General features: G+C 48.8%; 19 protein-coding genes. 13 read left to right on the forward strand and 6 right to left on the reverse strand.

All coding sequences use genetic code 11. The features are described from left to right. The 5 genes from LZP69_RS14965 to hemC all read right to left on the reverse strand — a co-directional run. On the reverse strand, positions 1-3170 hold a 3170-nt coding region (locus LZP69_RS14965; RefSeq protein ID WP_234201524.1), incomplete at its 3' end, for a retention module-containing protein. A 291-nt stretch (positions 3171-3461) separates the two neighbouring features. Beyond that, complete coding sequence (locus LZP69_RS14970; protein ID WP_234201525.1) at positions 3462-4628, reverse strand: heme biosynthesis HemY N-terminal domain-containing protein; 1167 nt, start codon at positions 4626-4628, stop codon at positions 3462-3464. Continuing rightward, positions 4625-5746 (reverse strand): uroporphyrinogen-III C-methyltransferase, encoded by a 1122-nt coding sequence (locus tag LZP69_RS14975; RefSeq protein WP_234201526.1) that lies wholly within the window; start codon positions 5744-5746, stop codon positions 4625-4627. The genes LZP69_RS14970 and LZP69_RS14975 overlap by 4 nt, the downstream gene beginning before the upstream one ends. A 50-nt stretch (positions 5747-5796) precedes the next feature. Beyond that, a complete protein-coding gene (locus LZP69_RS14980) occupies positions 5797-6528 on the reverse strand; it encodes a uroporphyrinogen-III synthase (protein WP_234201527.1) in 732 nt (243 codons plus the stop codon). A gap of 1 nt (position 6529) precedes the next feature. Next, a complete protein-coding gene (hemC, locus tag LZP69_RS14985) occupies positions 6530-7459 on the reverse strand; it encodes a hydroxymethylbilane synthase (protein WP_234201528.1) in 930 nt (309 codons plus the stop codon). 212 nt (positions 7460-7671) lie between these two features. Here hemC and LZP69_RS14990 point away from each other — a divergent pair, with 212 nt between their 5' ends. Further along, positions 7672-10089 carry a class I adenylate cyclase gene (locus tag LZP69_RS14990; protein WP_234201529.1) on the forward strand — a complete coding sequence of 806 codons (2418 nt, stop codon included), beginning with the start codon at positions 7672-7674 and terminating at the stop codon, positions 10087-10089. Positions 10090-10110: 21 nt separating this feature from the next. Here the strand turns inward: LZP69_RS14990 and cyaY are convergent, their stop codons facing one another. Beyond that, positions 10111-10443, reverse strand: a complete 333-nt coding sequence (gene cyaY, locus LZP69_RS14995) for an iron donor protein CyaY (protein ID WP_234201530.1) — start codon at positions 10441-10443, stop codon at positions 10111-10113. Between the two features lie 442 nt (positions 10444-10885). On the opposite strand from cyaY, the gene lptM reads away from it, so the two are divergent. The 12 genes from lptM (at position 10886) to csy2 (ending at position 24827) form a co-directional block, all read left to right on the forward strand. Further along, a complete protein-coding gene (lptM, locus tag LZP69_RS15000) occupies positions 10886-11074 on the forward strand; it encodes an LPS translocon maturation chaperone LptM (protein ID WP_234201531.1) in 189 nt (62 codons plus the stop codon). Between the two features lie 2 nt (positions 11075-11076). Further along, the gene (lysA, locus tag LZP69_RS15005) at positions 11077-12321 is read left to right on the forward strand and encodes a diaminopimelate decarboxylase (RefSeq protein WP_234201532.1); all 1245 of its coding nucleotides are present in this window, start codon (positions 11077-11079) and stop codon (positions 12319-12321) included. 36 nt (positions 12322-12357) lie between these two features. Then, entirely contained in the window at positions 12358-13197 is an 840-nt protein-coding gene (gene dapF, locus LZP69_RS15010; protein WP_234201533.1) for a diaminopimelate epimerase, read from the forward strand. Then, entirely contained in the window at positions 13194-13832 is a 639-nt protein-coding gene (locus LZP69_RS15015) for a DUF484 family protein (protein ID WP_234201534.1), read from the forward strand. Before dapF ends, LZP69_RS15015 begins: the two co-directional genes overlap by 4 nt. After that, entirely contained in the window at positions 13832-14734 is a 903-nt protein-coding gene (gene xerC, locus LZP69_RS15020; RefSeq protein ID WP_234201535.1) for a tyrosine recombinase XerC, read from the forward strand. The genes LZP69_RS15015 and xerC overlap by 1 nt, the downstream gene beginning before the upstream one ends. A gap of 78 nt (positions 14735-14812) precedes the next feature. After that, positions 14813-15532, forward strand: a complete 720-nt coding sequence (locus LZP69_RS15025) for an HAD-IA family hydrolase (RefSeq protein WP_234201536.1) — start codon at positions 14813-14815, stop codon at positions 15530-15532. Between the two features lie 207 nt (positions 15533-15739). Then, complete coding sequence (locus LZP69_RS15030; protein WP_234201537.1) at positions 15740-16018, forward strand: helix-turn-helix domain-containing protein; 279 nt, start codon at positions 15740-15742, stop codon at positions 16016-16018. Further along, positions 16018-17343, forward strand: a complete 1326-nt coding sequence (locus LZP69_RS15035; RefSeq protein WP_234201567.1) for a type II toxin-antitoxin system HipA family toxin — start codon at positions 16018-16020, stop codon at positions 17341-17343. The genes LZP69_RS15030 and LZP69_RS15035 overlap by 1 nt, the downstream gene beginning before the upstream one ends. Before the next feature lie 627 nt (positions 17344-17970). Beyond that, a complete protein-coding gene (gene cas1f, locus LZP69_RS15040; RefSeq protein ID WP_234201538.1) occupies positions 17971-18960 on the forward strand; it encodes a type I-F CRISPR-associated endonuclease Cas1f in 990 nt (329 codons plus the stop codon). Further along, positions 18957-22283, forward strand: coding sequence for a type I-F CRISPR-associated helicase Cas3f (cas3f, locus tag LZP69_RS15045; RefSeq protein WP_234201539.1), 3327 nt, complete (start codon positions 18957-18959; stop codon positions 22281-22283). Before cas1f ends, cas3f begins: the two co-directional genes overlap by 4 nt. Before the next feature lie 229 nt (positions 22284-22512). Continuing rightward, entirely contained in the window at positions 22513-23850 is a 1338-nt protein-coding gene (csy1, locus tag LZP69_RS15050; RefSeq protein WP_234201540.1) for a type I-F CRISPR-associated protein Csy1, read from the forward strand. Next, complete coding sequence (gene csy2 / locus LZP69_RS15055) at positions 23847-24827, forward strand: type I-F CRISPR-associated protein Csy2 (RefSeq protein WP_234201541.1); 981 nt, start codon at positions 23847-23849, stop codon at positions 24825-24827. Before csy1 ends, csy2 begins: the two co-directional genes overlap by 4 nt. Positions 24828-24829 lie beyond the last annotated feature (2 nt).

Here is a 24829-nt window from a genome sequence, read left to right on the forward strand (position 1 = left end):
GCATCTTCAGTGACGCCGCCAATCATGTCGACAGTGAGCACAGGGGTGTCGTTGGTGCCGGTAATGGTGATGGACACCGTCTTGGTGTCGGTGCCATTGGTGTTGCCATCATCGACGGTGACATCAAAGCTCAAGGTGATGGTTTCCCCTTCGGCGAGGAACTGCACCGTGCTGTTCAGGATACTGTAATCCCAGCTGTCGCTGTCGACACTGAAGCCATCGATGAGGCTATTTATCTCATCGGCAGTCAGTACCGAGCCAAGGTCTGTGTTGGCGCCGCCAGTCCAGCTGATATCACCATTGTAAACTTCAGTAACGTTGTGAGTGTCATTGACATCCACATCGGTAAAGCTGAGCACGCCGCTGTCGGTGAGGTTAGGGTCGGTAGCATCTTCAACTACGCCGCCGGTCATCTCGACGTTGAGTACCGGAGTATCGTTGGTGCCGGTAATGGTGATGGACACCGTCTTGGTGTCGGTGCCATTGGTGTTGCCATCATCGACGGTGACATCGAAGCTCAGGGTGATGGTTTCCCCTTCGGCGAGGAACTGCACCGTACTGTTCAGGATACTGTAATCCCAGCTGTCGTTGTCGACACTGAAGCCATCGATGAGGCTATTTATCTCATCGGCAGTCAGTACTGAGCCCAGGTCAGTGTTGGCGCCGCCGTTCCAGCTGATATCACCATTGTAAATTTCAGTGACGCTATGGGTGTCATTAACATCCACATCGGTGAAGCTGAGCACGCCGCTGTCGGTGAGGTTAGGGTCGGTGGCATCTTCAGTGACGCCGCCAATCATGTCGACAGTGAGCACAGGGGTGTCGTTGGTGCCGGTAATGGTGATGGACACCGTCTTGGTGTCGGTGCCATTGGTGTTGCCATCATCGACGGTGACATCAAAGCTTAAGGTGATGGTTTCCCCTTCGGCGAGGAACTGCACCGTGCTGTTCAGGATACTGTAATCCCAGCTGTCGCTGTCGACACTGAAGCCATCGATGAGGCTATTTATCTCATCGGCAGTCAGTACCGAGCCCAGGTCGGTGTTGGCGCCGCCGTTCCAGCTGATATCGCCGTTGTACTGCTCGGTGACAGTGTGGGTGTCATTAACATCCACATCGGTAAAGCTGAGCACGCCGCTGTCGGTGAGGTTAGGGTCGGTGGCATCTTCAACTACGCCGCCAATCATGTCTACTGTCAGAACAGGAATATCGTTGGTGCCGGTAATGGTGATGGTAACCACTTGTGTGTCTGTGGCGCCAAATTCATCGGTGACAGTTACCAGGAACTCTTCGACCACTTGTTCGCCTTCAGCAAGGCTGTTGCTGGCTGCATTATCTAAGGTGTAAGTCCACTCGCCTGTGGCGGGATCGATCTCAAAACTGCCGTAGGTCGATGTATCGTCTGTCGTCCAGGTGAGTACGGCGCCGTCATCCACATCGGTTGCTGTGAGTGTGCCGGTCGCGGTTTGTGGGCCGCTCTGAGTGTCGCTATCTTCTTGATATTCGGTCACAGCGCCTGTGGCATCGGCAATTGTAGAGGTAATGATGGGGCTATCGTTTGTGCCTTGAACCGTGATAATCACATTATGGGTAGCGGTGCCGCCAAATTCATCCGTGACTGTGACTAAGAAAGTTTCTGTTAAAGACTGGCCTTCGGCTAAGCTGTCGGCAAGATCATTGTCCAAATCATAGATCCAGGCGCCAGTAGTGGCATCTATGTTGAAACTGCCGTAGGTGCCAGCAGCATTACCGCTCCAGGTCAGCACTGCGTCGTTATCCACATCGGTTGCATCTAGCATTCCACCAACCTGTGGTATTCCGGGAACAAGAGTACCGTCGTCTAAATTACCTGCTTCAACGACTGTACCTGCATCATAACCATCCGTGGGCGTTCCCCCTGGTGGCACTGTGATAACTGGCACATCATTAGTACCAGTAATGGTGATGGTTAATGGGACTAAAACAGAGTCGCCATCACTGTCTGTGAGCAGGTAGTTAAAGGTTTCGGTAACTTGCTCCCCTTGGCCGAGCGCTTGTACATTGGGTGCTGTGTCATCTAGGTTATAACTGTAACTTCCGTTATTAAGTAGGGTTAAGGTACCAAATTCGCCTTCGAGGACTGCAGAGCCATTGATTGTGACGCTGGCCCCTTGGCTGTTGGTGACAGCTGTGACAGTTGCCAAATCAGCACCTTGAGTATCATTATCCAACAGGTTGCCAGTGACACTAATGGCATCATCTTCATTTACGCTGTTATTGTCTGCAAAACCAAGTGGTTGATCGTCAATGATATTAACTGTAATTGTGCCTGCAGCAGCGTTGCCAGAGCCGTCTATGAGTTCGATATTAAATACCAGTTGCTGCTGATCATCGCTACTGTGATCGACACTTGAGCTTAACGCGTAGTCATACACAAATTGCCCTGTCGCGCTGTCAAAACTGGTGATTGTCAGTACACCATTAGGAGTATTGAACACTATGGGGCCTGCAAACTCGCCATTACTTATTATGGTTACGCCATTGATTGTCAGGCTGGCAATACCGGCTTCTGCATTAGTTTGAATATTGGCTGCAAGTTGAGTCAGTAGTGCTGAAGGATCACTACCCAATGGCAGGTTCGCTTCGAAAATTGAAAATTCTGCAGATGAGATAGTGGGGGCGCCCAGAGAGAGATCTGTGAGCAGTTCTGCATCGGGCGCAGTGATCACAGGTTGATCGACACCATCTGTACTCCAGCCTGTGCTGGCGAGGGTTTCATTTCCGGTTCTACTCACAGTAATAAACCCAGAATTCCCTTCATTTCCGGGCGCATTACCAGCGGCAGTTTCGGGTAAATTCAGAGTCGGATCATCACCGGCGAGAATTTGCGCTTGTAGCTCTGCAATCTCGGCATCGACCTCTTCTTCGGGAGTGCGATAGATAGGTGCCTGAGGGCTGGCATTTTCGGCATACTGTTCGTCGGGAAAATCAGCAAGGCTTTCCTGGGTCGTGATTGTGCCGTCAGCATACTCTAAATTGAATTGTGCCTTAGGAGTAAATATGAGTTGTTCACCCGAGCGGATGATATCGCCAATTTTTACTTCTCTAACGTGTCCTTGTTCGTCCCTAACTTTAAGTTGGCCAACAAGATTAATAACAACTGCGTCTTGCGTCGTGATTGATGCGCCCATAATCTTTATCTCATTTGAAACCGATACAAAAAAGCTAGGGTGGAGTTAAAGAGAATGACCCTAGTTTATCGTTTGCTTAATTTATCCGTTTAATTGTGGCTGGCTTTAAATCTGTGTCAAATGGGCTGAAATCATTAAAAAAATAGTCCGTAGAAAGGGATTTTTTTCAGCAATTCGCTAATGGTTTGTTTTAATAAGATTTATATTAAATTAGTGTTAAAAAATCTGTTTTAGAGAATAAAAAACCACGAACAAACGTGGTTTTTATTCTAAAAAAGTATAAGGAAACCGTCAAAAAGTTGCCGCTTTGCGATAGCTTTGCAGGGCGCTATTCTGCTCGCCAAGGTGTTCCTGTGCTTCTGCAAGGGCAATCCAATCTTGTTTAGTCGGTGCAGTTTCGCAGACTCTTTGCCACCATTTTTTTGACTCTCTGTATTCCTTACTCTGATCATAGAGGCGGGCAATACAGGCTTGGTAGTCCCTATTATCACCATGGTGTTTATCCAGATCGAACAGCTGTTTTCTGGCTTCAACATCACTTGGAGATAAAACCTGTGGAAGAGCGTCAAAAATAGCAGTTTGTACATCCTGTTTTAGGGCTTTTAGCAGGAGTTTTTTGGCTTCTGCGCCACGTTCAAATTTCGCTAATCCGAGTGCGTATTGCGCTATAAACTCCGCCTGCTTTCTTTCGCCGCGGCTTAGCCAGTGCCAGGCTTTTTCCAGTTCCTGTTCATTCTGAGCAGCGGCTGTTGCAAGCAGGGCGCGGCTAGCGGTGAGGTTAAGTTGATTAAATTCCTCTTGTGTCAATAAGTTACGCTTTTTTAAGATAGGCAGGAGTAGCTTTAACGCATGCCAGTCTTGCTGCAGTTGATAGAGTTCCCGAGCCAGTCGCAACAGGGGAGCCTTACTCTTACTGTCGGGGTTTAGTTTCTCTAAGATCTCTCTTGCCTGTTGTAATTCCCCCTGCTGCATCAGATAGCGCAGCCGGGTTGTTTGTACCGCTTTGTAGGCTAAAGGGTCTTTTTCCGCTTCGAGCAGATAGTGATCCCTGGCATCGAGATTGTTTTGATGTTGGGCAGCCCTGGCTGCAGCCAATAAATTCAGCACAGGGATCTCGCCTTTATCGGCGCCTCTGGCCATGGCTTGCTCTGCCTCTGTCCAGTTCTCTTCTGCTAGTGCCAGTGCACCTTGAAGCGTATGCTTACGGGCTTTTTTCTTACGCCATTTTTCTGGTAACAGGCGGCTGCTTAGGATGACATTGAGCAGCCAGACCACCACCCACTCGATACATACCAATACGGCATAGAAAAAGATGGCGGCAAAGAGGGCGAAGATGAGGCTGGTCTCGAGTTCATACTCCCCTATGGCGAGATAGAGATACCCATTAAAACCGGATAAATAGGGGCTGATGATAAGGCCAATCAGCACAATAATCAGATAAACCAGCACCTTAATCATAGTGGCTTCTCCTGGGAGCCGACTAAGCTGCCATGATTGACCAACTGCTGTAGTAAAGGCGTAGCGGCAAACTGATTTATCGCTGGCACCTGTAGCTCTAGAGTGGCCAGTGCATCCAGTTCGGTAATTGTCTGTTTGGTTTTATTGTCTTTTAAATTGAAATACTGATAAATCCACTTTCTCGCCATACGCACTGAGTTGCGGTAATTAACTTGATCTTGGCGAAACAGGGCTAACTGTGCTTGCAGAAGTTTATTACGAATGTTTTCCACCAGATACCATTGTTGATCCGGTGCCAGCAGCGGGGCGTTATCAGTAGTGCGTTTACGGATCACCACAAATTCATTGAGCAGGGCTTTCCAGGATTTGGTCAGGTTGCTTTGCCAGTCTTGGAGCGAATCTGACATCGCCAGAGAGTCATCTGGCGTGATCTCTGGCTCGGCCCGATTGAGCTTAAGCTTGGCGAGGTTGTCTATCATGCTGTCCAGTGTTAACACTGTGCCGGCTACGTCCGTGGTTTTTATGCTAGCCACCTGAGCCATATCATCGGCTAAGGCTTTTCGAAGTGGCGTTAAGGCGGGATCTTTGATGGCCAGAATCCGTGCATCGGCGGTTTTTAGCAGTGCCAGTGCCGTTTGGGGATCGTTTTCCAGCCACAATTTATTACCCGCCATCCTGACCAGATACTGGGCTTCTTCGGCCATCCATTGTGAAGGGTTCTGCTCGGCGAGTTTAGTAACCTGCTCATGGAGCTGACTCTGTGTGTTTGTCAGGCTCTCCAGTTTATTGCTGACATCGCGCTCGGCGTTGCGTTGCTGCATCTCCAGATGAGTGAGGCGTGAAATGGGATCGTCCAAGCGTTGCTGCAGCTGTTTAGCCAGCTGGTTGGCTTGCTCTCTCTGGGCCGTGAGCTCTTGATAAAGATAAAACCCACCTGTCGAGGTGGCGAACAAGAGCAACAGGATAAAGATCAGATTAAACAAAAAGCCCCAGGAGACGCCTGAATTTGTATTTTTTTCATGCCGTTTGCTTGCCGATGGCGCTTCAAAGGTCGCATCTATGGCCGGATTACTTTCTGATGTGGTGACGGCTTTGCTCTGTTGCATATCATTGTCCATTCAATAGATCCTTGAAGATGGGGGACCAGAGCTATGCAGGAGAGTCAGCCTTATTCAGCTAATCCTAACGCCGTTAGTACGGCATGATTATTAGCGGCTTGCGCATTGGTGATCTGTGTAAATCCTGCTTCTAGTGCTTGGTCATAAACTCGCTGGCTAGGCACTATGATATGACATGCGTGCAACCAAGAAAACAGTTCTTTAGGAACAAGTGTAATGAGATTCGCGAGCACCTCACCACTGGTGATCACAATAGTATCAATCCCTTGTCCTTGCCAATCCCATGGGATTGTGGCGTCTATTGCCGGGCAAGCGCGTCGATAGACCTGCCAATAGCTGACTTTAGCGCCTCGATGACTGAGCTCTTGGGCCAGGGTTTCGCGGCCGCCTACGCCTCTCACTATGGTGATCTGCTTGCCATCGAGTCGCTGAAGATCGGCTAAGGTCAGCAGGCCTTCGGTTTGCTGGCAATCTGCGGGTGCCTCCTGGGCGGTAATGCCCAACGCTTTGAGGGCTTGACAGGTGGCACCACCCACGGCGAAATAGAGGACGGATTTTGGCAGCTGGTTATTGAGTGCCCTGGCCGCATACTCAACGGCATTGGTACTGATAAAGATAATGATATCAGCACAGTACAGTGCCTTTAAGGCATTTGACTGCATGATTTCGTCACTGGCGACGACTTCGAGTAAAGGCGTCACGACAAAGGGGATATGGCGTTGATTCAACGTCTCTATCATTGACTGATTGCGCCCGTCTGGGCGCGTCAGTAAGACTTTCATCTTATTTGGCGTATACCGCGTCTAAGATGGCTTTGGCACCTTTAGCCAGCAGCTCTTCGGCTAAGGCGATACCTAAAGCTTCGGCATCGGTTTTCGAACCTGTGGTGGTGCCTTCGATGATTTGGCTACCGTCAGGGTTACCCACTAAACCACGTAGTGTCAGGGTGTCACCTTCGATCTCGGCGTAGGCACCGATAGGTACCTGACAGCCACCCTCTAGGCGAGTGTTCATGGCGCGTTCTGCGATCACTCTATAGCGGGTTTCTGTGTGCTCAAGCGGTGCCAGAAGTGCTTTAACACGTTCATCATCGGTACGACACTCGATACCAACAGCGCCTTGGCCGTTTGCTGGCAGCGAGTCTTCGGCAGAGATAAAGCTGGCGATGCGGTCTTGAAGTTTCAAACGCTTAAGGCCCGCAGCAGCCAGAATGATGGCATCGTAATCACCGGCATCTAACTTACCTAAACGGGTGCCAACGTTGCCGCGAAGATCGCGGATCTGCAGGTCAGGACGTGCGGCGCGGATCTGGCACTGACGACGCAGGCTTGAGGTGCCAACGATGGCGCCCTGAGGCAGCTCATCTATGGTTTTGTATGTGTTAGAGACAAAAGCGTCACGGGGATCTTCACGTTCGCAGATCACTTGCAGGCCTAAACCTTCAGGGAAATCGACAGGCACATCCTTCATTGAATGCACTGCGATATCGGCCTTGTTTTCGAGCATGGCGACTTCAAGCTCTTTTACGAATAACCCTTTACCACCAACTTTTGCCAAAGGAGTGTCTAAAATGACATCGCCTTTTGTGCTCATAGGAAGTAGTTCAACGACTAATCCTGGATGGGCATTTTCCAGTTCGGCTTTAACAAATTCAGCTTGCCACATTGCAAGTGGACTTTTACGCGTAGCGATACGAATGACGTTTTGAGACATGCTCGATATTCCATCAGAGGCCATAATTGCGCTAATGCTAACATTGGTTGCAACTAGATGTAAGAAATGGCTGTTGATTCTTTGAAGTGTACCCGTTTATCTGATTTTGAAGATAATAAAAAAGTGTGATCTACATCTCATAAGCTTGCTGTTTTATAATTAACTGTTAGCATGGTTATTAATAAAGTTCATTGTCACTGGGCATTATAACATTGAGTGATCAAGCACATTTTATTAAAACTGCTGAACGCTTAAATCAAGTCCGTTTAGCACGGGCTTTAGCCATTCTGACACCGCTTCAACGGAATCTGTTTCATCTCATTCCTTTTTTCTTTCATTATCATCAGTCCGGTAATCCGGGCTATAACAGTCCTATGACGCCTCGCGGTGTTGTGAATTATGGCCTCGATGATGCGGTGATACAGGCGTGTCAGACCCTGGAGGTCGATATGCCTGTGGTGCTTAAAGAACGCGCCGCCGCGATTCATGGCATCTATACCATGGGCAGTACGGCGACCTTTGGCCAAAACCCAAGGAGTGACATCGATGTCTGGGTGATTTTTGATCCCCATTTAACTAAGAGTGAGCTGGTTCTGCTGCAGCAAAAATCTGACATTCTGACCGACTGGTTTATCGAGCATCAGCTGGAAGTCAATATTTATCTTGTTCATCCCAAACAGTTTTTGGGGCTGGAAGAGACAGATAACTTAGCCTCAACCATAGGCTGTGAAAACAGTGGCAGTGCCCAGCATTGGCTGCTGTTAGAGGAGTTTTACCGCAGCCATATTTGTATTGCGGGTAAGCCTGTGGCCTGGTGGCCCGATGCGGCGACGCCCGATACTCATCTGTTTTTAGGCGATGTGAGAAATCTGCCCGCCAGTGAATATTTTGGCGCATCTTTGTGGCAACTCTATAAAGGGTTGGATAAGCCCCATAAGGCACTGCTTAAAGTCATGTTGCTCGAGGCCTATGCCAGTGATTATCCCAATACCGAACTGGTTACGCGCCAAGTCTGGCAGCGTACCCTCTCGGCGGATTTCTCTACATCGAATGACGCCTATTTCATCTTGTATCAGTCGATTGAAAACTATTTAATCCGCAAAGGGGATATGCGGCGTCTCGAAATTGTGCGTCGCTGTTTCTACCTAAAATGCGGCATCCGCCTCACAGAGAACTCGCATCCTAAAGATTGGCGCTATTTCAAGTTGAAATCCTTAGTACAGGAGTGGGGCTGGTCGGATAATCTGCTGAGCGCGCTGGATAAATGCGATAACTGGCATTGTGGGCAATTGCAATGGTTCAATGAGCAGTTGAATGAGTTGATGCTGGGGAGTTATCAGACCTTACTGCACTTTGCGTCGGAAAACCGCTTGAGTGACAAGCTGAAAATCTCTGAGCTTGGTCTGCTAACGCGAAAATTGCACACCTATTTTAGTGATGATGACAAACAGATAATTAGCCTGAATAAGCTGTGGAGCCGCTCTGTTGAAGAGTCTAACCTCACAGTTATCTATAGCCATAATACCCAAGAATATTATCTGTATCGCTGCCTGCCTGAGTCAAAAAATTTCAGGGGTAATCGCGCCGTCTATCATTCATCCAATAAGGCGAAGTTACTTATCTGGGCCACCCTTAATGGTGTCTCCACAACGCGCACACAGTGGCATGACTTTGGTGGCAATAACGAGCAAACTAAGCAGCTCACTAAGGCCGCCAGACGCCTTCCCGAGATGATGAAAGCGAGCAACTGGCGTGTATCTAAGCTGGATCTGTGCCAGCCTTGGCATTTTAAAAAATTGATATTTTTGATTAATTTTAACAGTGATCCCACTGTTCACTGGCATGGCCAAGAGGTGATGGTGGATTATATCAATGGCAATATTTTCTCTTTAGGGCGAAAAAAGCTGAACATGCTGCAGTCCTTGGATGTGATCTGTCAGAACAGTTGGGGTGAGTGGCACAGTCACCATTTCGACGGCAATGAGGCAATACTCAATGCCCTAGTCTATGTCACCCCTGGTATCCAACGTGCTCAGGGTCAGGTGCAGTTGGATGTAGTCAGTTGTACCAGCCGCTTGAGTAAGCAGTCCGAGCGCGCAATTGCCCATCTAGTAAGCCGACTGAACAGCCTGTGCATCAAGGGCTTGAGTTCATCGACCATGGTGCATCCACTCGAAGTGGGCGGGATAAAATATGGCCTGTTTCTCAATACCAATGGTTTGATCTATCAGGACTTAACCGACTCTGAACCCTTCTATAAAAAGTTGTCCAAACGACAACTGCTGGAACTGCCTCGCCCAGATTTAGGCAACGATCCTTTCAGTAAGATCCCTAAGGTTATTCAGCAATATGCCGCCATCGGGGCGATTCAATATTTCCTGCGTCAAAGGGAGCAGGAGATAGATGTGTTTGTGCTCGATGAGCACAACAATGTGAAGCATTATATTCAGCCAGGGCACAATCTGGAGGAACTCGTGAGCCAGGTGGGTCACCATTACGCATTTGCCGACTCTTACATAGACAATGAACGATTCAATATGCCGCAGTTTTTTAAGTTGATCCGGGTCGATGGCAAGCTGAAGGCCAAACCCTTTGGGGTGAACGTGGATGAGGCTGCCATAGAGTTCTAACCTCATCCATAGGTATGAAGGCTAGAGTTCGAGCTTGATACCACCCTGACGCTGGATAGAGGAAACCACAAAGGGCATAAACTCACCGGCATCGGTGCGCTCATCTATCCATTTTCCATCGACATAGGCAAAGTGATAACCACCAAACTGAGTGGCGACCCAGATCTGGTGTAGGGGCTCCTGCTTGTTGATGACTATCTTGGAGCGATCTTGAAATTCCAGTTGTAGCACGTTGCCAGATGCATCGATATCGATATCGGCATCCTGTTCGTCGATTGCAGTTTCGATGGCATCTTCAATCGCACTAAACATGTCATCTGCGAGTTGGTGATACTGTGAGTCAGTCATTGCCATGACGGAGAGTCCTCAATAGGGTTAACTTAGGCAAATATAGTAACAATGCGCCCGGTTATGCTCCATCGATTTTTTATTTGCGATAAAAATTGGCTTATTGATGAGGTAAAGCAGATCTCCTCTTGACCTGTTATCCCCATCTCTGCAACCATCACGGCAGGGATTTTTACCAATTGTTATCAGAGATATCACCTTGTTTTAGTTTGTGTGTGTTGGGTTACACCTGAGTTGACCCAAACTTGGCTAAAGTTAGCATTTTTCCCGTTTATGGCGATGTTTATCTCGTGGCGATAAAAATAATGGTTTTCGCCAAGAATATTGGCAGAACAAGCGCGAGAATGTGGTATAAATTTGAACTTCAATAAGGTGATGAGACAGTGCCTCTATGCGCTTTGTGTCGTGATATTATCTTAAAATTGCGGAATATCTGATGTTGAAAAAGATGAAGTTGATTACCTTAATGCTGCTGGGATCTTTATTTATGGTCGCCTGTGGCCAGAAAGGGCCTCTGTATCGCTCACCCGAAGCGCAGGATAATCAGGCGCAGGGCGCCACAGATGCCGAGCAGACATATGAATCAACAGAAAATCAGTCGACAGAAAGTGAGTCGACAAAAAATGAGGAACAATAAGAGTGGATTATTTTTTATACCAAGATGATCAATTGTATGCAGAGAAATGTGCCGTTTCTGATCTAGCTAAGACATATGGTACACCACTCTATATCTACTCCCGTGCGACCTTAGAACGCCACTGGCATGCGTTTAACAATGCCTTAGGCGAGCATCCACACCTTATCTGTTATGCGGTCAAAGCCAACTCTAATCTGGCGGTATTAAATGTGCTGGCTCGTCTGGGCAGCGGTTTCGATATCGTCTCTGGCGGCGAACTGGCGCGAGTCATCGAAGCGGGCGGCGACCCGAACAAAGTCGTTTTCTCTGGCGTGGGTAAAACCGTTGCCGAAATGGAGATGGCACTGGAGCTGGGCATCCACTGCTTTAACGTCGAATCCGAGGCTGAGCTTGAGCAGTTAAGTTTGGTGGCTAGCCGTATGGGCAAGGTTGCTCCCGTATCACTGCGGGTCAATCCGGATGTGGATGCAGGCACCCATCCCTATATCTCCACCGGACTGAAAGAGAATAAATTTGGTATCGCCATGGAAGAAGCCGAGCGTATCTTCCTGCGTGCCAGCGAGTTGCCTGGCCTTGCTGTCACAGGCGCCGATTGCCATATCGGTTCACAGCTGACTGAGCTGCAACCTTTCCTCGATGCCATGGACAGAATGTTGGCCCTTATCGATCGTCTTGCCGAGCAAGGGGTGACTATTCGTCATCTGGATGTGGGCGGCGGCCTTGGGGTGACCTATGATACTGAGCAGCCACCCGAGCCCAGCGCCTATGCCGCAGCTTTAGTGGCCAAGCTGGCGGGGCGCGATCTTAAATTGATTTTCGAACCTGGCCGTGCCATTGCCGCCAATGCCGGTATCTTCGTGACTCAGGTGCTTTATCTGAAAGAGAACAGCGACAAGAATTTCGCCCTAGTGGACGGCGCCATGAACGATCTTATCCGTCCTTCGCTCTACAGTGCTTGGCAGAAAATAATCCCGGTACAGCCAAGAGAAGGTGAAGCGCGTAATTATGATATTGTCGGTCCTGTGTGTGAGACTGGCGACTTCCTGGGTAAGGACAGAATGTTGAGCCTGCAAGCCGGTGATCTGCTTGCGGTTCGTTCATCTGGTGCCTATGGTTTTACTATGTCATCTAACTACAACTCCCGCCCCCGTGTGGCGGAGGTGATGGTCGATGACACGCAGCATTATTTGGTGAGAGCGCGAGAAAGCATCTCGCAGTTGTGGCAAGGCGAACAACTGCTGCCGTAACCTTTTGTTAGTTTGTTATTTTAAAGGAAGACGTTTTTGATCCAATTCACCAAAATGCACGGTCTGGGCAACGACTTTATGGTGGTCGATGGCGTGACGCAGAATGTCTATTTTTCGCCGGAACAGATAAAGCGCCTGGCCGATCGTAACTTCGGCATAGGATTCGATCAGCTCTTGCTGGTCGAGGCGCCCTATGATCCTGAACTGGATTTTCATTACCGCATCTTCAATGCCGATGGCAGTGAAGTCGAACAGTGCGGTAACGGTGCCCGTTGTTTTGCTCGCTTTGTGCGCAATAAAGGCCTAACCAATAAACAGAAGATCAAGGTCAGCACCTCGGCAGGTAAGATGACGTTGCGTCTGGAGCCTGATGGCAATGTGACGGTTAACATGGGGGTGCCGATTCTGGAGCCGAGCCGCATCCCTTTTAGCGCCAAGAAAACAGAAAAAACCTATCTGCTACAGGCCCAGGACGAGAATGGCGTCAGCACTCACCTGTGCGGCGCCGTGTCTATGGGTAATCCCCATTGTGTGCTGGATGTAGAAGATGTGGCCAGTGCCGATGTGGATACAGTCGGCGCCTTGTTGACCAAACATGAGCGTTTCCCCAAAGGGGTCAATGTCGGTTTTATGCAGGTAATCAACCGCGGCTATATTAAGCTCAGAGTCTATGAGCGCGGCGCGGCAGAAACCTTAGCCTGTGGCAGTGGCGCCTGCGCCGCCGTAGCGGTGGGACAGCTACAAGGTAAGCTCGACAGACGAGTACGAGTAGATCTTCCCGGTGGTACATTAATTATCAATTGGGAAGGTGAGGGCAAGCCCCTATGGATGACGGGGCCGGCAGAACATGTATACGATGGACAGATACAACAATGAGTGATGTCACCAATACCAAGGCGCAGCCGCCTTTCGATGAGATATTGATCCGCGAGTATCTGCTCGATAATCCTGATTTTTTCAGTCGCTATCCTGAGCTACTGCTGGCGATGCGTATTCCCCATGCCGAGCGTGGCGCAGTCTCTTTGGTAGAGCGCAGACAGGAGATGCAGCGTGCCCGGGTCACTCAGCTTGAAGAGGAGATCACCAGCTTATTGTCTGTGGCCTCACGCAATGAGAAGATCTTTATGTTCAACTCTGAGCTGTCGCTCAAACTGCTGCAGGCTGAAGATCTTGGCGAGCTGAGACAGATTCTCTCCGTCGAGTTAAAGGCGCAGTTTCAATTTACCCATGTCAGGTTAATCACAGTGCACGATATCGACAGCGATCTGTCCCATATCTGGAGTGAAAGGTTAAAGCCAGGGCACTATTTTGGCCGCCTGACTCAGACCGAATCCCAGCGCCTGTTTGGCAGCGAAGTGGGGTCGGTGGCGCTATCGCGCCTGTCGGAGAAGTGCGGTCAGGTGATCTTCGCTATCGCCAGCGCCGATCCTATCCATTTCCATCCTGAGATGGACAATTTGCTGTTAAATCAGCTTAAACAGCTGCTCGACCACCTACTGCCCAAGTTGTAATGAAGCCTGCGGATCTGGATTGGCCTCAAGCGTTTGCCCATTACCTCGCTAGTGAGTGTGGGCTCTCGCCCCAGACAGTACGCAACTATTCCTTCGAGCTCAGGCGAATCGCAGAGTATCTGCCCGATGCAACCCCTTGGCATAAAGTCACTTCAGAACAACTGCAGGGCGTATTAAGCAAGCTGCATCGCCGCGGTCTAGGTCCACGCTCCATCGCCCTGACCTTGTCAGCCTTAAGGCAGTTCTATCAATACCTCTTGCATGAATCTTTAGTGACACAAGATCCCACCATAGGGCTCAACGCACCCAAACGCAGTAAACCTCTGCCGAAGAATATGGATCTCGACTCGGTCACCCATCTGTTATCTATAGATGAAAACTCGCCATTGGGTCTGCGCGATAAGGCCATCATGGAGTTGTTTTACTCATCGGGATTGCGTCTGGCAGAATTGGCTGCGCTCAACACTGGCGACCTCGATTATAGTGATCAGCAGGTTAAGGTGATGGGTAAGGGTAGTAAGGAGCGCATTGTGCCGGTAGGGAGCGTCGCAGTCGCCGCCATACAAAAGTGGCTGGCGGTGCGGGCGACTCTTGCCTGTGAAGATAACGCCCTGTTTGTCACCCTTAAAGGCAAGCGTTTGTCTCACCGCTCAATTCAGACAAGGTTGAATAAGTGGGGGCAGGAGCAGGGGCTGAGCATGCATGTGCATCCCCATAAACTGCGCCACTCCTTCGCCACTCACATGCTGGAGTCCAGCAGCGATCTGCGCGCCGTACAGGAGTTGCTGGGACATGCCAATTTATCCACCACCCAAGTCTACACCAGCTTGGATTTTCAGCATCTGGCCAAGGTCTATGATGGTGCCCACCCCAGAGCGAAGAAGCGGGGTGACAATGGCTAATACCCATACCAGCGCAGCAAACAGGGCGACAATGGTCAATATCCATACCAGAGCGAAGAAGCGCGGTGGCAATAGCTAATGGCAAGTATTCTAATCCGGCCTCAGCCTATCTCTGCCATCAGTTTCGATCTCGATGACACCCTCTATGATAATCGGCCCAATATCCTTAATGCTGAGCAGCAGTTACTCACTTGGCTGGCCGAGCATTATCCCAAGGTTGCCATTTGGCTGCGAGATGACTGGCTTGCCCTAAAACATGCGCTTATCAAACAGACACCGTCATTGGCTCACGACACTAGTGCAGTTAGGTTGGCCCTATTGCAAGCGGGATTAAGGCGATTTGGTTACAGCCAAACTGAGGCTAAACAGGGGGCGAAGGCCGGACTGGCCTGTTTTTTAGAGCACAGATCTAACTTTCTGGTATCCGATGAGGTGATAGCCATACTGACTCAGCTTGCTGAGCGTTTTCCTCTTGTCGGTATCACCAACGGCAATGTGGATGCCAATCGTATCGGTTTGGGCGAGTTATTGACCTTTGTACTGCATCCCGGTAACGGGGTGCGCATGAAGCCCTACGGCGATCTATTTTTTAAGGCAGCGGACAGGCTCTCGATCGAAAATGCACAATTAGTGCATGTGGGCGACAGTTACCGCGCCGATGTGCAGGGCGCCCGCCGGGCGGGCTGTCAGGCGGCCTGGCTCAATCCTGCCTTTGGCGCAGTGACCAGTGATATAGGTGACGGACTGCTGCCCCATCTGCAGCTATCTTCCCTCGATGAGCTCTTGCACTTACTTTGATAAAGCAAGAGGTCGACTTTTCTGCACAGGCAGCACTCAACATTTTATGTTAGCTGAGTAAGTTTTTACCTGTTATAGCGTGTAAATTAAATTTTAACGGTTATAGCGTGTAATTTAATTTTTAACGGTTATAGCGTGTAAAACTTGCTTTACCTGCTATAGCGTGTAGATTGGTTGATAATCTTAGTATTGAGTGAAGGGTGCGAGATGAAGGTGACTACCTCAAAGCAATTAAGCAATTATCTAAAAGACACGCGTTTGTCGATGAAACTGTCTCAAAGTAAAGTGGCTAACAAAGTGGGTATCAGGCAAGACACAGTGTCTAGCTTTGAGCACAATCCAGACTCGACTAAGCTAGATACGCTGTTTAAGCTGCTATCATCACTCAATCTTGAACTAGAGATTAAGCCTAGAGCTTCTCAAAATGACGCTTCAGCTCCTAGTGTTACACCCTCAAGCAATAATGAGTGGCAAGAGGACTGGTGATGGCGGTATTAGATGTTTATATGAACGGTTATCTAATCGGGGAGTTCACCAAGACTGCTACGGGTGCTCATCATTTTAAATACCATGAAGAGTGGCTTAATTTAGCTGGAAGCCGTCCCATATCGCTATCGATGCCATTACGTCGTCAAGCCTATAAAGGAGACGAGGTATATAACTTTTTTGATAACTTACTTCCCGATAACCCTGATGTGCGTAATCGAATCGTTGCCCGTCATCAAGCCGCTTCGTCCCAGCCTTTTGACTTACTGGCTAAAATTGGTCAAGACAGCGTTGGTGCGTTGCAATTAGTCGCCCATGGACAGTTGCCTCATAAGGTGAAACAGATAGAGTCTGAAGCACTTTCAGAAACAGCCTTAGCACAGGTATTGAAAGGCTATATGTCGGGTATTCCGCTAGGCATGCTACGGGAGCAAGAGGACTTTAGGATCTCGATAGCGGGTGCTCAAGAAAAAACGGCCCTTTTGCATGTAAAAGGACAATGGCATTTGCCCCTGCACTCTACACCGACCACGCATATCATTAAGCTACCTATCGGCACCATAAAGAGTCATTCATATACGATTGATATGTCTGACAGCGTGGAAAACGAGTATCTGTGCATGAAGGTCGCTGAGGCGTTTGGCTTAGCGGTGGCGCAATGCCACATCATGCATGTTGGAGATATTAAGGCGCTCGCCGTTGAGCGGTTCGATAGGCGCTATGCCCAAGATGCCAATTGGGTCATGCGTTTGCCTCAAGAGGATTTTTGTCAGGTACTCAATGTGCCACCAGCCAATAAGTATGAGAGTGATGGTGGCCCAGATATTAAAGCCATCATGACTGAGCTATTGGGCTCATCCAACGCTGATCGTGACCGGCATGATTTCATGAAAGCTCAAGTGCTGTTTTGGCTATTAGGGGCTATTGATGGGCATGCTAAAAACTTCTCAGTCTTTATTGAGGCGGGTGGCGGGTATCGTCTAACGCCTCTGTATGACATTTTATCCATCTATCCCGCCCTTGGTGGCAAAGGGCTTAACATACGTGACGCTAAGCTGGCGATGTCGCTAAAAGCCAGTAAGGGGAAAAAGGCTCAGCTGGATAAGATATTTCCAAGGCATTTTATGCAAACGGCTAAAGCCGTTGGTTTTGATACAGACGCCATGGCCAACATCATGATAGAGATGGCAGACAAGGTCGACTTTGTCATTATGCAGGTCAAAGCAGAGCTTCCCGAAGATTTCCCTGTTCACATAAGGGATACGATATTAGAGGGTCTGAAGGCTCGAGCAGCACGTTTAACCCCTGAGCAAATCTGGAGTTAATGATGAACGAACTATGACAGGGCTTAAAGAAAGAGATCGATAAGAACAAATACACAATAGTCACTGTTGGTGATCAGCTGTTTTATACCATAGACATGGCAAAGCATGACCTGCCTGTTGTGATTTTAATTTGTGACATCAGTAAGCGATCAGTTAACACACTATTAGAAAGACTATTTCACCGCTGGCGCATCATGGGTTATTCAAACGAGTTCCTTAACGATATTGATGCCCGTCTTTATTGATGAAATTCGGCATAACACTGCGCTGAGAAGGGTAAAAGATGAATATGTCATGCTGGCTGAAGCCTTTTATAAGCAATACCCCACTTATGCTCAAAATAAACCGCGTTATGTACAAATGCTATGGCCTGACTTAAAGGGCAATTACCCGAATGAATCAAAATATCACCATCCCCATTTTGAGCAGAAATGCCTTTCAAAGCTGCGAAAAATCATATAGTCATGTTTTTTATAGAGTATTCACCGGCTTTTACTGGGTAAAACTTAGGAAAAAACTCTTTAATTTAACGGATCACAATTTCAAATGATTTCGCTTTTCTTACTAATAAAAATGCTTTACGGTTAATATTTAAGCACCATCGAACAGTTCACAACGGAAGTGAAAATGGATGATTTCTCCCCTTCAGATCTCAAAGCGATACTGCATTCTAAACGCGCCAATATGTATTACCTGGAATACTGCCGGGTAATGCAAAAAGATGGCCGTGTGCTTTATCTAACCGAAGCAGATAAAGAGAACCTCTACTTCAATATCCCTATTGCCAATACTACGGTTCTCATGCTGGGTAATGGCACCTCAATCACTCAAGCGGCGATGCGCATGCTCTCACACGCGGGTGTGTTGGTTGGATTTTGTGGCGGCGGTGGAACACCACTGCACATGGCTTGCGAGGTGGAGTGGTTCACGCCACAAAGCGAGTATCGCCCGACAGAATACTTACAAGGCTGGCTCTCATTCTGGTTTGATGACGAAAAACGCTTAGTGGCTGCTAAGCAGTTTCAAAATGCAAGGATTGATTACCTACAAACGGTATGGCGCTCTGACCGTGAGCTTGCTCTAGAAAAGTTCAATGTTCAGGACGAGGTGATCAAACAATCGCTGGATACTTTTCACCAACGTACAGATGCCGCCAACAAACCCTCGGACTTACTGCTCACCGAAGCACAACTGACCAAAGCTTTATACAAATACGCGGCCAACAATACAGGCAAAGACGGTTTTTCTCGCCAGCATCAACCAGACAAAAAATGTACAGATAAAGCCAATGACTTTCTTAACCACGGCAATTACTTAGCTTATGGCTTAGCTGCTAGCTGTTTATGGGTGCTTGGCATCCCGCACGGCTTTGCCGTCATGCATGGTAAAACCCGCCGCGGCGCTTTGGTATTTGATGTCGCGGACTTAATCAAAGATGCCATAGTGCTGCCATGGGCATTTGTTTGCGCCAAAGAAAACGCCAGCGAGCAAGAGTTTCGTCAACAAATTCTGCAAGCCTTCATCGAACACAAGGCGCTTGACTTTATGTTTGACACAGTGAAACACATCGCACTGCAAGGCAAGGATGAAGAAGAGAGCGAGGCACGCGAATTATGATGGTGACCTTTGTCAGTCAATGCGAGAAAAACGCCCTCAAGAAAACCCGCCGCGTATTGGATGCTTTTGCCAATCGGATTGGTGATAACACTTGGCAGACGCTCATTACCGAAGATGGCTTACAAACGGTAAAAAAAATGCTGCGTAAAACCGCCAGTCGCAGCACCGCAGTGAGTTGCCACTGGATCCGCAGCCGTTCACGTACGCAACTGTTATGGGTAGTAGGAAATCGTTTGAAATTTAATGCCGAGGGCGTAGTGCCGGTGAATCGAACTCAACTGAATTTAGAGCACAAAGAGTGGGAACAAGGCTGGTATCTCAATGAGGCTGTGGTGCTGGCGACGAGCATTGCGGCATTGTGGCATGATTTTGGAAAAGCCAATGATCTATTTCAGAGCAAATTGCAAGGCTTAACTGAGAGTAAAGGTGAGCCCTATCGACATGAGTGGGTATCATTGCGTCTATTTCTGGCGTTTGTAAAACGTAAACCGGATCACGAATGGCTGAGTCAGCTTGCAGGTTTAGCTGAACAAACCCTAGCTGAGCAAGTGCAACGCGATATTTTAGCTAATTTGATCCGTGATGATCTTGAGCCTCAGCGTCCTTTTATTTCTTTAGCTCCATTTGCAAAGCTGGTGGCTTGGTTGGTTGTAACTCATCATCGCACACTGTACGTGCAGAGTGACGATGTGGTGAAGACCGAAAATATCGATAACTGGCTGAATAGCGTTAATTGCGGTTGGAACTCAACTAACGAAAAATTAGGGAAGGAGGATCCTGCGCTCTGTGAGAAGAATTGGTCATTTGGTAATGGTTTGCCTTTGCTTAGCCAAACTTGGCGTGATAAAGCTAATAAACTAGCGAAACGAGCTCTGAACTATCCTGAGCTGCTTAATCGTATCGATTGGTTTGAGCAGCGCTTTGTGGCGCACATGGCGCGTTTATCTCTGATGCTCGCGGACCACTATTACTCCTCTTTGCCGCTTGAACAATCAAAAGCAACTTGGTGCGATGTAAATTATCTTGCTTACGCTAATACCGATAGAGCGACCAACCAGCTTAAACAGAAACTCGACCAGCACAATATTGGTGTGGCAGTGAACGCCCAGCGTTTTGCTCAAAATTTACCAGCATTGCGTCACACCTTGCCTGCATTGGCGCAACATAAGCTTTTTACTCGTCGTAGTGAAAACGCCAAATATCAGTGGCAAGACAGAGCGTTTAAGGCCGCCAAAGAGGTAGCCACGCTCAGCGAGCGGCAAGGTTTTTTTGGCGTTAATATGGCTTCAACTGGGTGCGGTAAAACCATGGCCAATGCGCGCATCATGTATGCACTCTCCGATGAGCGCCAAGGGTGCCGTTTTTCCGTGGCGTTAGGGCTGCGCACGTTAACATTGCAAACTGGGGATGCTTATCGCGATCTGCTTAAACTAGGTGACGATGAGCTGGCAGTGCTGATTGGATCGCAGGCGGTGAAGGCGCTGCACCAACTCAACCAGCAGCAAGAGTTCGAGTCAAAGAGTGGCAGTGAATCCGCCGAGGATCTGCTCGACCAACTCTATGTCAGTTATGAGGGGCAGATCTATGACGGCCGTTTAAAGCATTGGCTCGCCGCCAGTCCGAAACTGGAGCAGTTGGTGAGCGCGCCAATTCTGGTCAGCACCATTGACCACTTGATGCCGGCTAGTGAAAGTTTGCGTGGCGGTAAACAGATAGCGCCCATGTTGCGACTTCTTAGCTCCGATTTAGTGCTCGATGAGCCGGATGATTTTGGCTTGGAAGATTTGCCAGCGTTGTGCCGTTTGGTCAACTGGGCCGGGATGTTGGGTTCAAGGGTGTTGCTCTCCTCTGCCACGCTACCGCCATCTTTGATTAGTACTTTGTTTGATGCCTATTTAGAGGGGCGTAAGCAGTTTAACCAAGCCAATTTTGCAGGCCAAGCGGATAAACCAGTGGTATGCGCTTGGTTTGATGAGTTCAAAAGTGTCACCGCTGAGCTGGTGGATAAGACCAGTTTTCTGGCAGAACACAAAGCCTTTGTCGATAAGCGGATTGTGAAACTTGGGCAGATTGAGCAGGTGATACGCAAAGGGGCGTTGGTGCCTATCACATCAGATTCGCCAAAGACCGAAGCGGTTTACCAAACGGTGGCGTCGACCATCTACCAGCAGATCCACGCGTTGCATCAACAGCACCATGTAAGTCATCCGAGTGGGCGTAAAGTCTCGCTCGGCGTAGTGCGCATGGCCAATATCAAACCCATGATGGCGGTAGCGAAATTGCTTACCGCTATGGCCCCTGATGCGGACACCAGTATCCATTTTTGTGTTTACCACTCCCAATATCCATTGGCGCTGAGATCGCATAAAGAGAATCGGTTGGACGCCATTTTGACTCGTCATGACGCTAACGCTTTATGGCAGCATGCGGAAATCGCGCAAGCGTTAGAGGCCACTCAAACGAAGAATAATATTTTTGTGGTGCTGGGAACCTCTGTTGTAGAAGTGGGGCGCGACCACGACTACGACTGGGCGATTGCTGAGCCCAGTTCGTTGCGTTCGCTCATTCAATTGGCGGGACGTATTCAGCGTCATCGCCAGTTGCCGCCCGCAACCCCAAACCTGATGGTGTTAAGCCAAAACGTGCGAGCGCTGAAAGGTGAAGTTCCCGCGTATGCCAAACCGGGATTTGAGAGCAGAGAGTTGCCGCTTGCGAGTCACGATTTACAACAACTGCTGGACGGTGAATTAGAGGCTATCTCTGCTATTCCGCGTATTGTGGAGCCACCTAAATTCCTAAGTAAAAGTAATTTTCAATGTGGCGAGGGCGATAAAGCTTGTGTGGTTAACTCTTTTGTTATTCAAGAGCACCGCGCTCTGCGGATCGCTTTAAATGATATTGGACAGGGAATGTACCGTAACCACAAAGAGGCCTCTTTGTGGTGGAAGGAGGAGATAGCTTGGAGTGGTGAATTTGTGCACCAAACTGAGTTTCGTCAATCGAGTCCACAAGAGGCGTTGGTATTGCGCTACGGTGATGACGATGAGCTGGGCTGGTATCAGTTGGATACCACGCGCAAGCCCTACTGTTATACGGCGAAAAATAATAGCTTTAAAGCGGATGCTTGTTTATTGGCGAGAGGTTGTTACTGGTGGTTCGATGCTAGCGCCGAGGTGATTTACCAGCAACTGGCAGAACGCTTAGCTATTGATGCGGGTAAAGCCAGCGAGCAGTTCGGGGAGATTCGCTTGCGCATGCCGCATAAAGATCAAGTGGCCATTGAGTGGCAGTGGCACCCGCAACTGGGTGTGTATGAGCAATAAGGAAAAGCCCAATGCATTGCTGCATTGGGCTGACTACTTGTGCAGTAGTGAACATCTATTACTTTAATTTCTGAGCAGCTTGTACAGCTGTGCTGCGCAGTATAGCTATCCAATGTGAGTGAGTCACATTTTTCTCTGACCTTTAGTTTATTTATTATTTTAAGGTTGATCAATTTGGGGTGGGGCGTATACTAGCGCCCATGGAACAATTAATGATAAAGGAGTCTCGATGGAGTTCACTTTAAGTGATGCGATTGCCGAATATATCGAGCAACGCAAACAGACCAAGCTGGAGCCGCTGCAAAAAGCGCGCGACAAGGTGTTGGCGAGTACGGATGATGCCGTGGCGATAGTGGTTGCTCAAACGGAATACGCGCAAGCCGCCGCGCCGATAGAGGCGATGTTTGAGCCCAAAGAGTGGCTGACCAATGCAGCGGGTCGTGCTAAGCAGATCAGCTTGGCCACACACGCTCCCAAATTTACTCACGGTGATTCTAAAGCGAGCAGTATGTTAGTCAGTGGTGATGCGCCAGTGGAAACTACTCATCTGGTGACGGCACACTTAGCCGAGAAAGCTATCGATGCGGTAGGCAATGCGGCCGTGTTGGATGTGGCGCGTCTGCTCAAAATTGAGGTTAATGGCGAGAGTTTGATCCAGCAGTTACAGAGTGGTCATGTTGAAGCGTTGAGCGCTTTTACTCAAGATGCCGAGCAGTTAGCGCAGTGGCAAGCGGGTTTTAAATTGGCGTTGGGCGATGAAAAACTCTCTGGTCACACCTTGACCAAGCAGCTCTATTTTCCTTTAGCGAGTGACGGTAAGGATCAAAATTATCACCTGCTTTGTCCGTTGTTTTCCTCTTCGATGGCGCACGAACTTTACCAGCAAGTGACCGCGACAAGGTTTGGTGATGAGCCGAAGGCGATCCGTGAAGCGCGACGTAAAGAGCAATACCATCCTGAGTTAGACCAAAGTTTTCCTGCTACTGCGGTGCAAAATTTTGGTGGATCTAAGCCATTGAATATTTCACAGTTAAATAACGAACGTTCTGGTCGGAGCTTTTTGCTGAGTTGCGCACCACCGAGTTACCAAAAGCAGGAGAAACCACCACTTAATCGTCGCTCTTTGTTTGATCGTCAATTGAGTTATCAAACTCGCTCTCTGTTAAGCGCCTTTAAGGTCTTTTTAGAGAGCCTTACCGGGCAAGAGAGCAACTTTAAGATCCGTTATCGTCGTGATTATCACTATGTGATGCCCTTGATTGATGCAGTCCTGACGCAGGCGGCGTTAGTGCAAAGTATGGGCGAGCACGCAGGTTGGGCGAGCCACGAAGATTGCCAACTTAAAGCGGCGCATGGTCTATGGCTGGATGTTGCTAACCCATCGGCGGCATTCCAAGCAGAGCGAGATAAAGGGGATTGGCTGACTGTGGTCGCGCAAGATTTTGCCGCTTGGCTGACGCTGCAACTGAAAAGCAATGATCGTTATCTGCTGGGCGATGTAGAGCAAAATTACTTCAAAAAACTGTTCATGCAAGAGCTTAAACGTTTAGAACGAGGTGTGAGATGAGTTGTTATCTATTGATTGAGCGCCTGTCGGTACAAAACGCCAATGCGATTGCAGGGCTTACCTATGGCTTTCCCGCTATTACTAACTTTTTGGGTTTTGCCCACGCTTTGTCACGCAAACTCGACGCGAAGCTAAACGTCTCATTGGGTGGTGTGGTGGTGGTGAGCCATACCAATACTGTGCATGTGCGCCAACCCAAAGGGTGGGGGGATTATGTTTTTGCTTTAACCCGTAATCCATTGACGCAGCAGGGGAATACCGCGCCAATCAATGAAGAGGGACGCATGAATATGCAAGTTTCCCTGTTGATTGAACTGGAAGGATTCAGCGCTGGTGATGTTTATCTGGAGTCGGATCTATTGGCTGCTTTGCAACAGAGCATTCCAACTTCGCGTCTGGCGGGGGGCCAAATTACCAATTACAGAGATGTACGAATTCTGGCGACCGAAGAGCAGCAAGTTAAAGCGCTGCGCACACTAATGCCAGGCTTTGTGTTAACCGATCGCAGTGATTATCTGACTGAGCACTATGCCGCGTTGTCGAGCCAAGATGAAAATGCCAGCTTGTTCGATGCTTGGTGTGATTTTGCCAAACTTAAGTTTCAAGCGCCGCAGCGCAATGAGTCGAATAGCGATGATACAACTCCTGATAATAGTGGTAATGGCAAATGGCACTATGTGCCGAAGCCTTACCCCGGTTATCTGGTTCCGATTGCGGCTGGGTATTGCGCTATTTCACTCCTGTATGAGGCGGGAGTAGTCGAGAACGTGCGAGATAAATCGGTGCCGGTAGCATTCGCTGAAACCGCTTACAGTGTTGGAGAGTGGCGCAGCGTACACGCATTACGCGATATCAGTGACGGTGTGTGGCGTTATGAACACAGTTATCCTTGGTATTTAGCGAAAAACAAACCTTTTATTGTCGATATTCCAGAGCTTGATGCCGACGATGAAGAGACATTATTAGAAGACAATTGATC

It is taken from the genome of Shewanella sp. AS1 (genome assembly GCF_021412565.1).
Taxonomy (GTDB): Bacteria; Pseudomonadota; Gammaproteobacteria; order Enterobacterales; family Shewanellaceae; genus Shewanella.

Coding starts and splice junctions, on each gene's coding strand:
- lptM (WP_234201531.1), top strand. CDS start 10,886: ATGAAGTTGATTACCTTAATGCTGCTGGGATCTTTATTTATGGTCGCC.
- LZP69_RS15030 (WP_234201537.1), top strand. CDS start 15,740: ATGAAGGTGACTACCTCAAAGCAATTAAGCAATTATCTAAAAGACACG.
- cyaY (WP_234201530.1), bottom strand. CDS start 10,443: ATGGCAATGACTGACTCACAGTATCACCAACTCGCAGATGACATGTTT.
- cas3f (WP_234201539.1), top strand. CDS start 18,957: ATGATGGTGACCTTTGTCAGTCAATGCGAGAAAAACGCCCTCAAGAAA.
- LZP69_RS14975 (WP_234201526.1), bottom strand. CDS start 5,746: ATGGACAATGATATGCAACAGAGCAAAGCCGTCACCACATCAGAAAGT.
- csy1 (WP_234201540.1), top strand. CDS start 22,513: ATGGAGTTCACTTTAAGTGATGCGATTGCCGAATATATCGAGCAACGC.
- hemC (WP_234201528.1), bottom strand. CDS start 7,459: ATGTCTCAAAACGTCATTCGTATCGCTACGCGTAAAAGTCCACTTGCA.
- xerC (WP_234201535.1), top strand. CDS start 13,832: ATGAAGCCTGCGGATCTGGATTGGCCTCAAGCGTTTGCCCATTACCTC.
- LZP69_RS14980 (WP_234201527.1), bottom strand. CDS start 6,528: ATGAAAGTCTTACTGACGCGCCCAGACGGGCGCAATCAGTCAATGATA.
- LZP69_RS15025 (WP_234201536.1), top strand. CDS start 14,813: ATGGCAAGTATTCTAATCCGGCCTCAGCCTATCTCTGCCATCAGTTTC.
- csy2 (WP_234201541.1), top strand. CDS start 23,847: ATGAGTTGTTATCTATTGATTGAGCGCCTGTCGGTACAAAACGCCAAT.
- LZP69_RS15015 (WP_234201534.1), top strand. CDS start 13,194: ATGAGTGATGTCACCAATACCAAGGCGCAGCCGCCTTTCGATGAGATA.
- LZP69_RS14970 (WP_234201525.1), bottom strand. CDS start 4,628: ATGATTAAGGTGCTGGTTTATCTGATTATTGTGCTGATTGGCCTTATC.
- cas1f (WP_234201538.1), top strand. CDS start 17,971: ATGGATGATTTCTCCCCTTCAGATCTCAAAGCGATACTGCATTCTAAA.
- LZP69_RS15035 (WP_234201567.1), top strand. CDS start 16,018: ATGGCGGTATTAGATGTTTATATGAACGGTTATCTAATCGGGGAGTTC.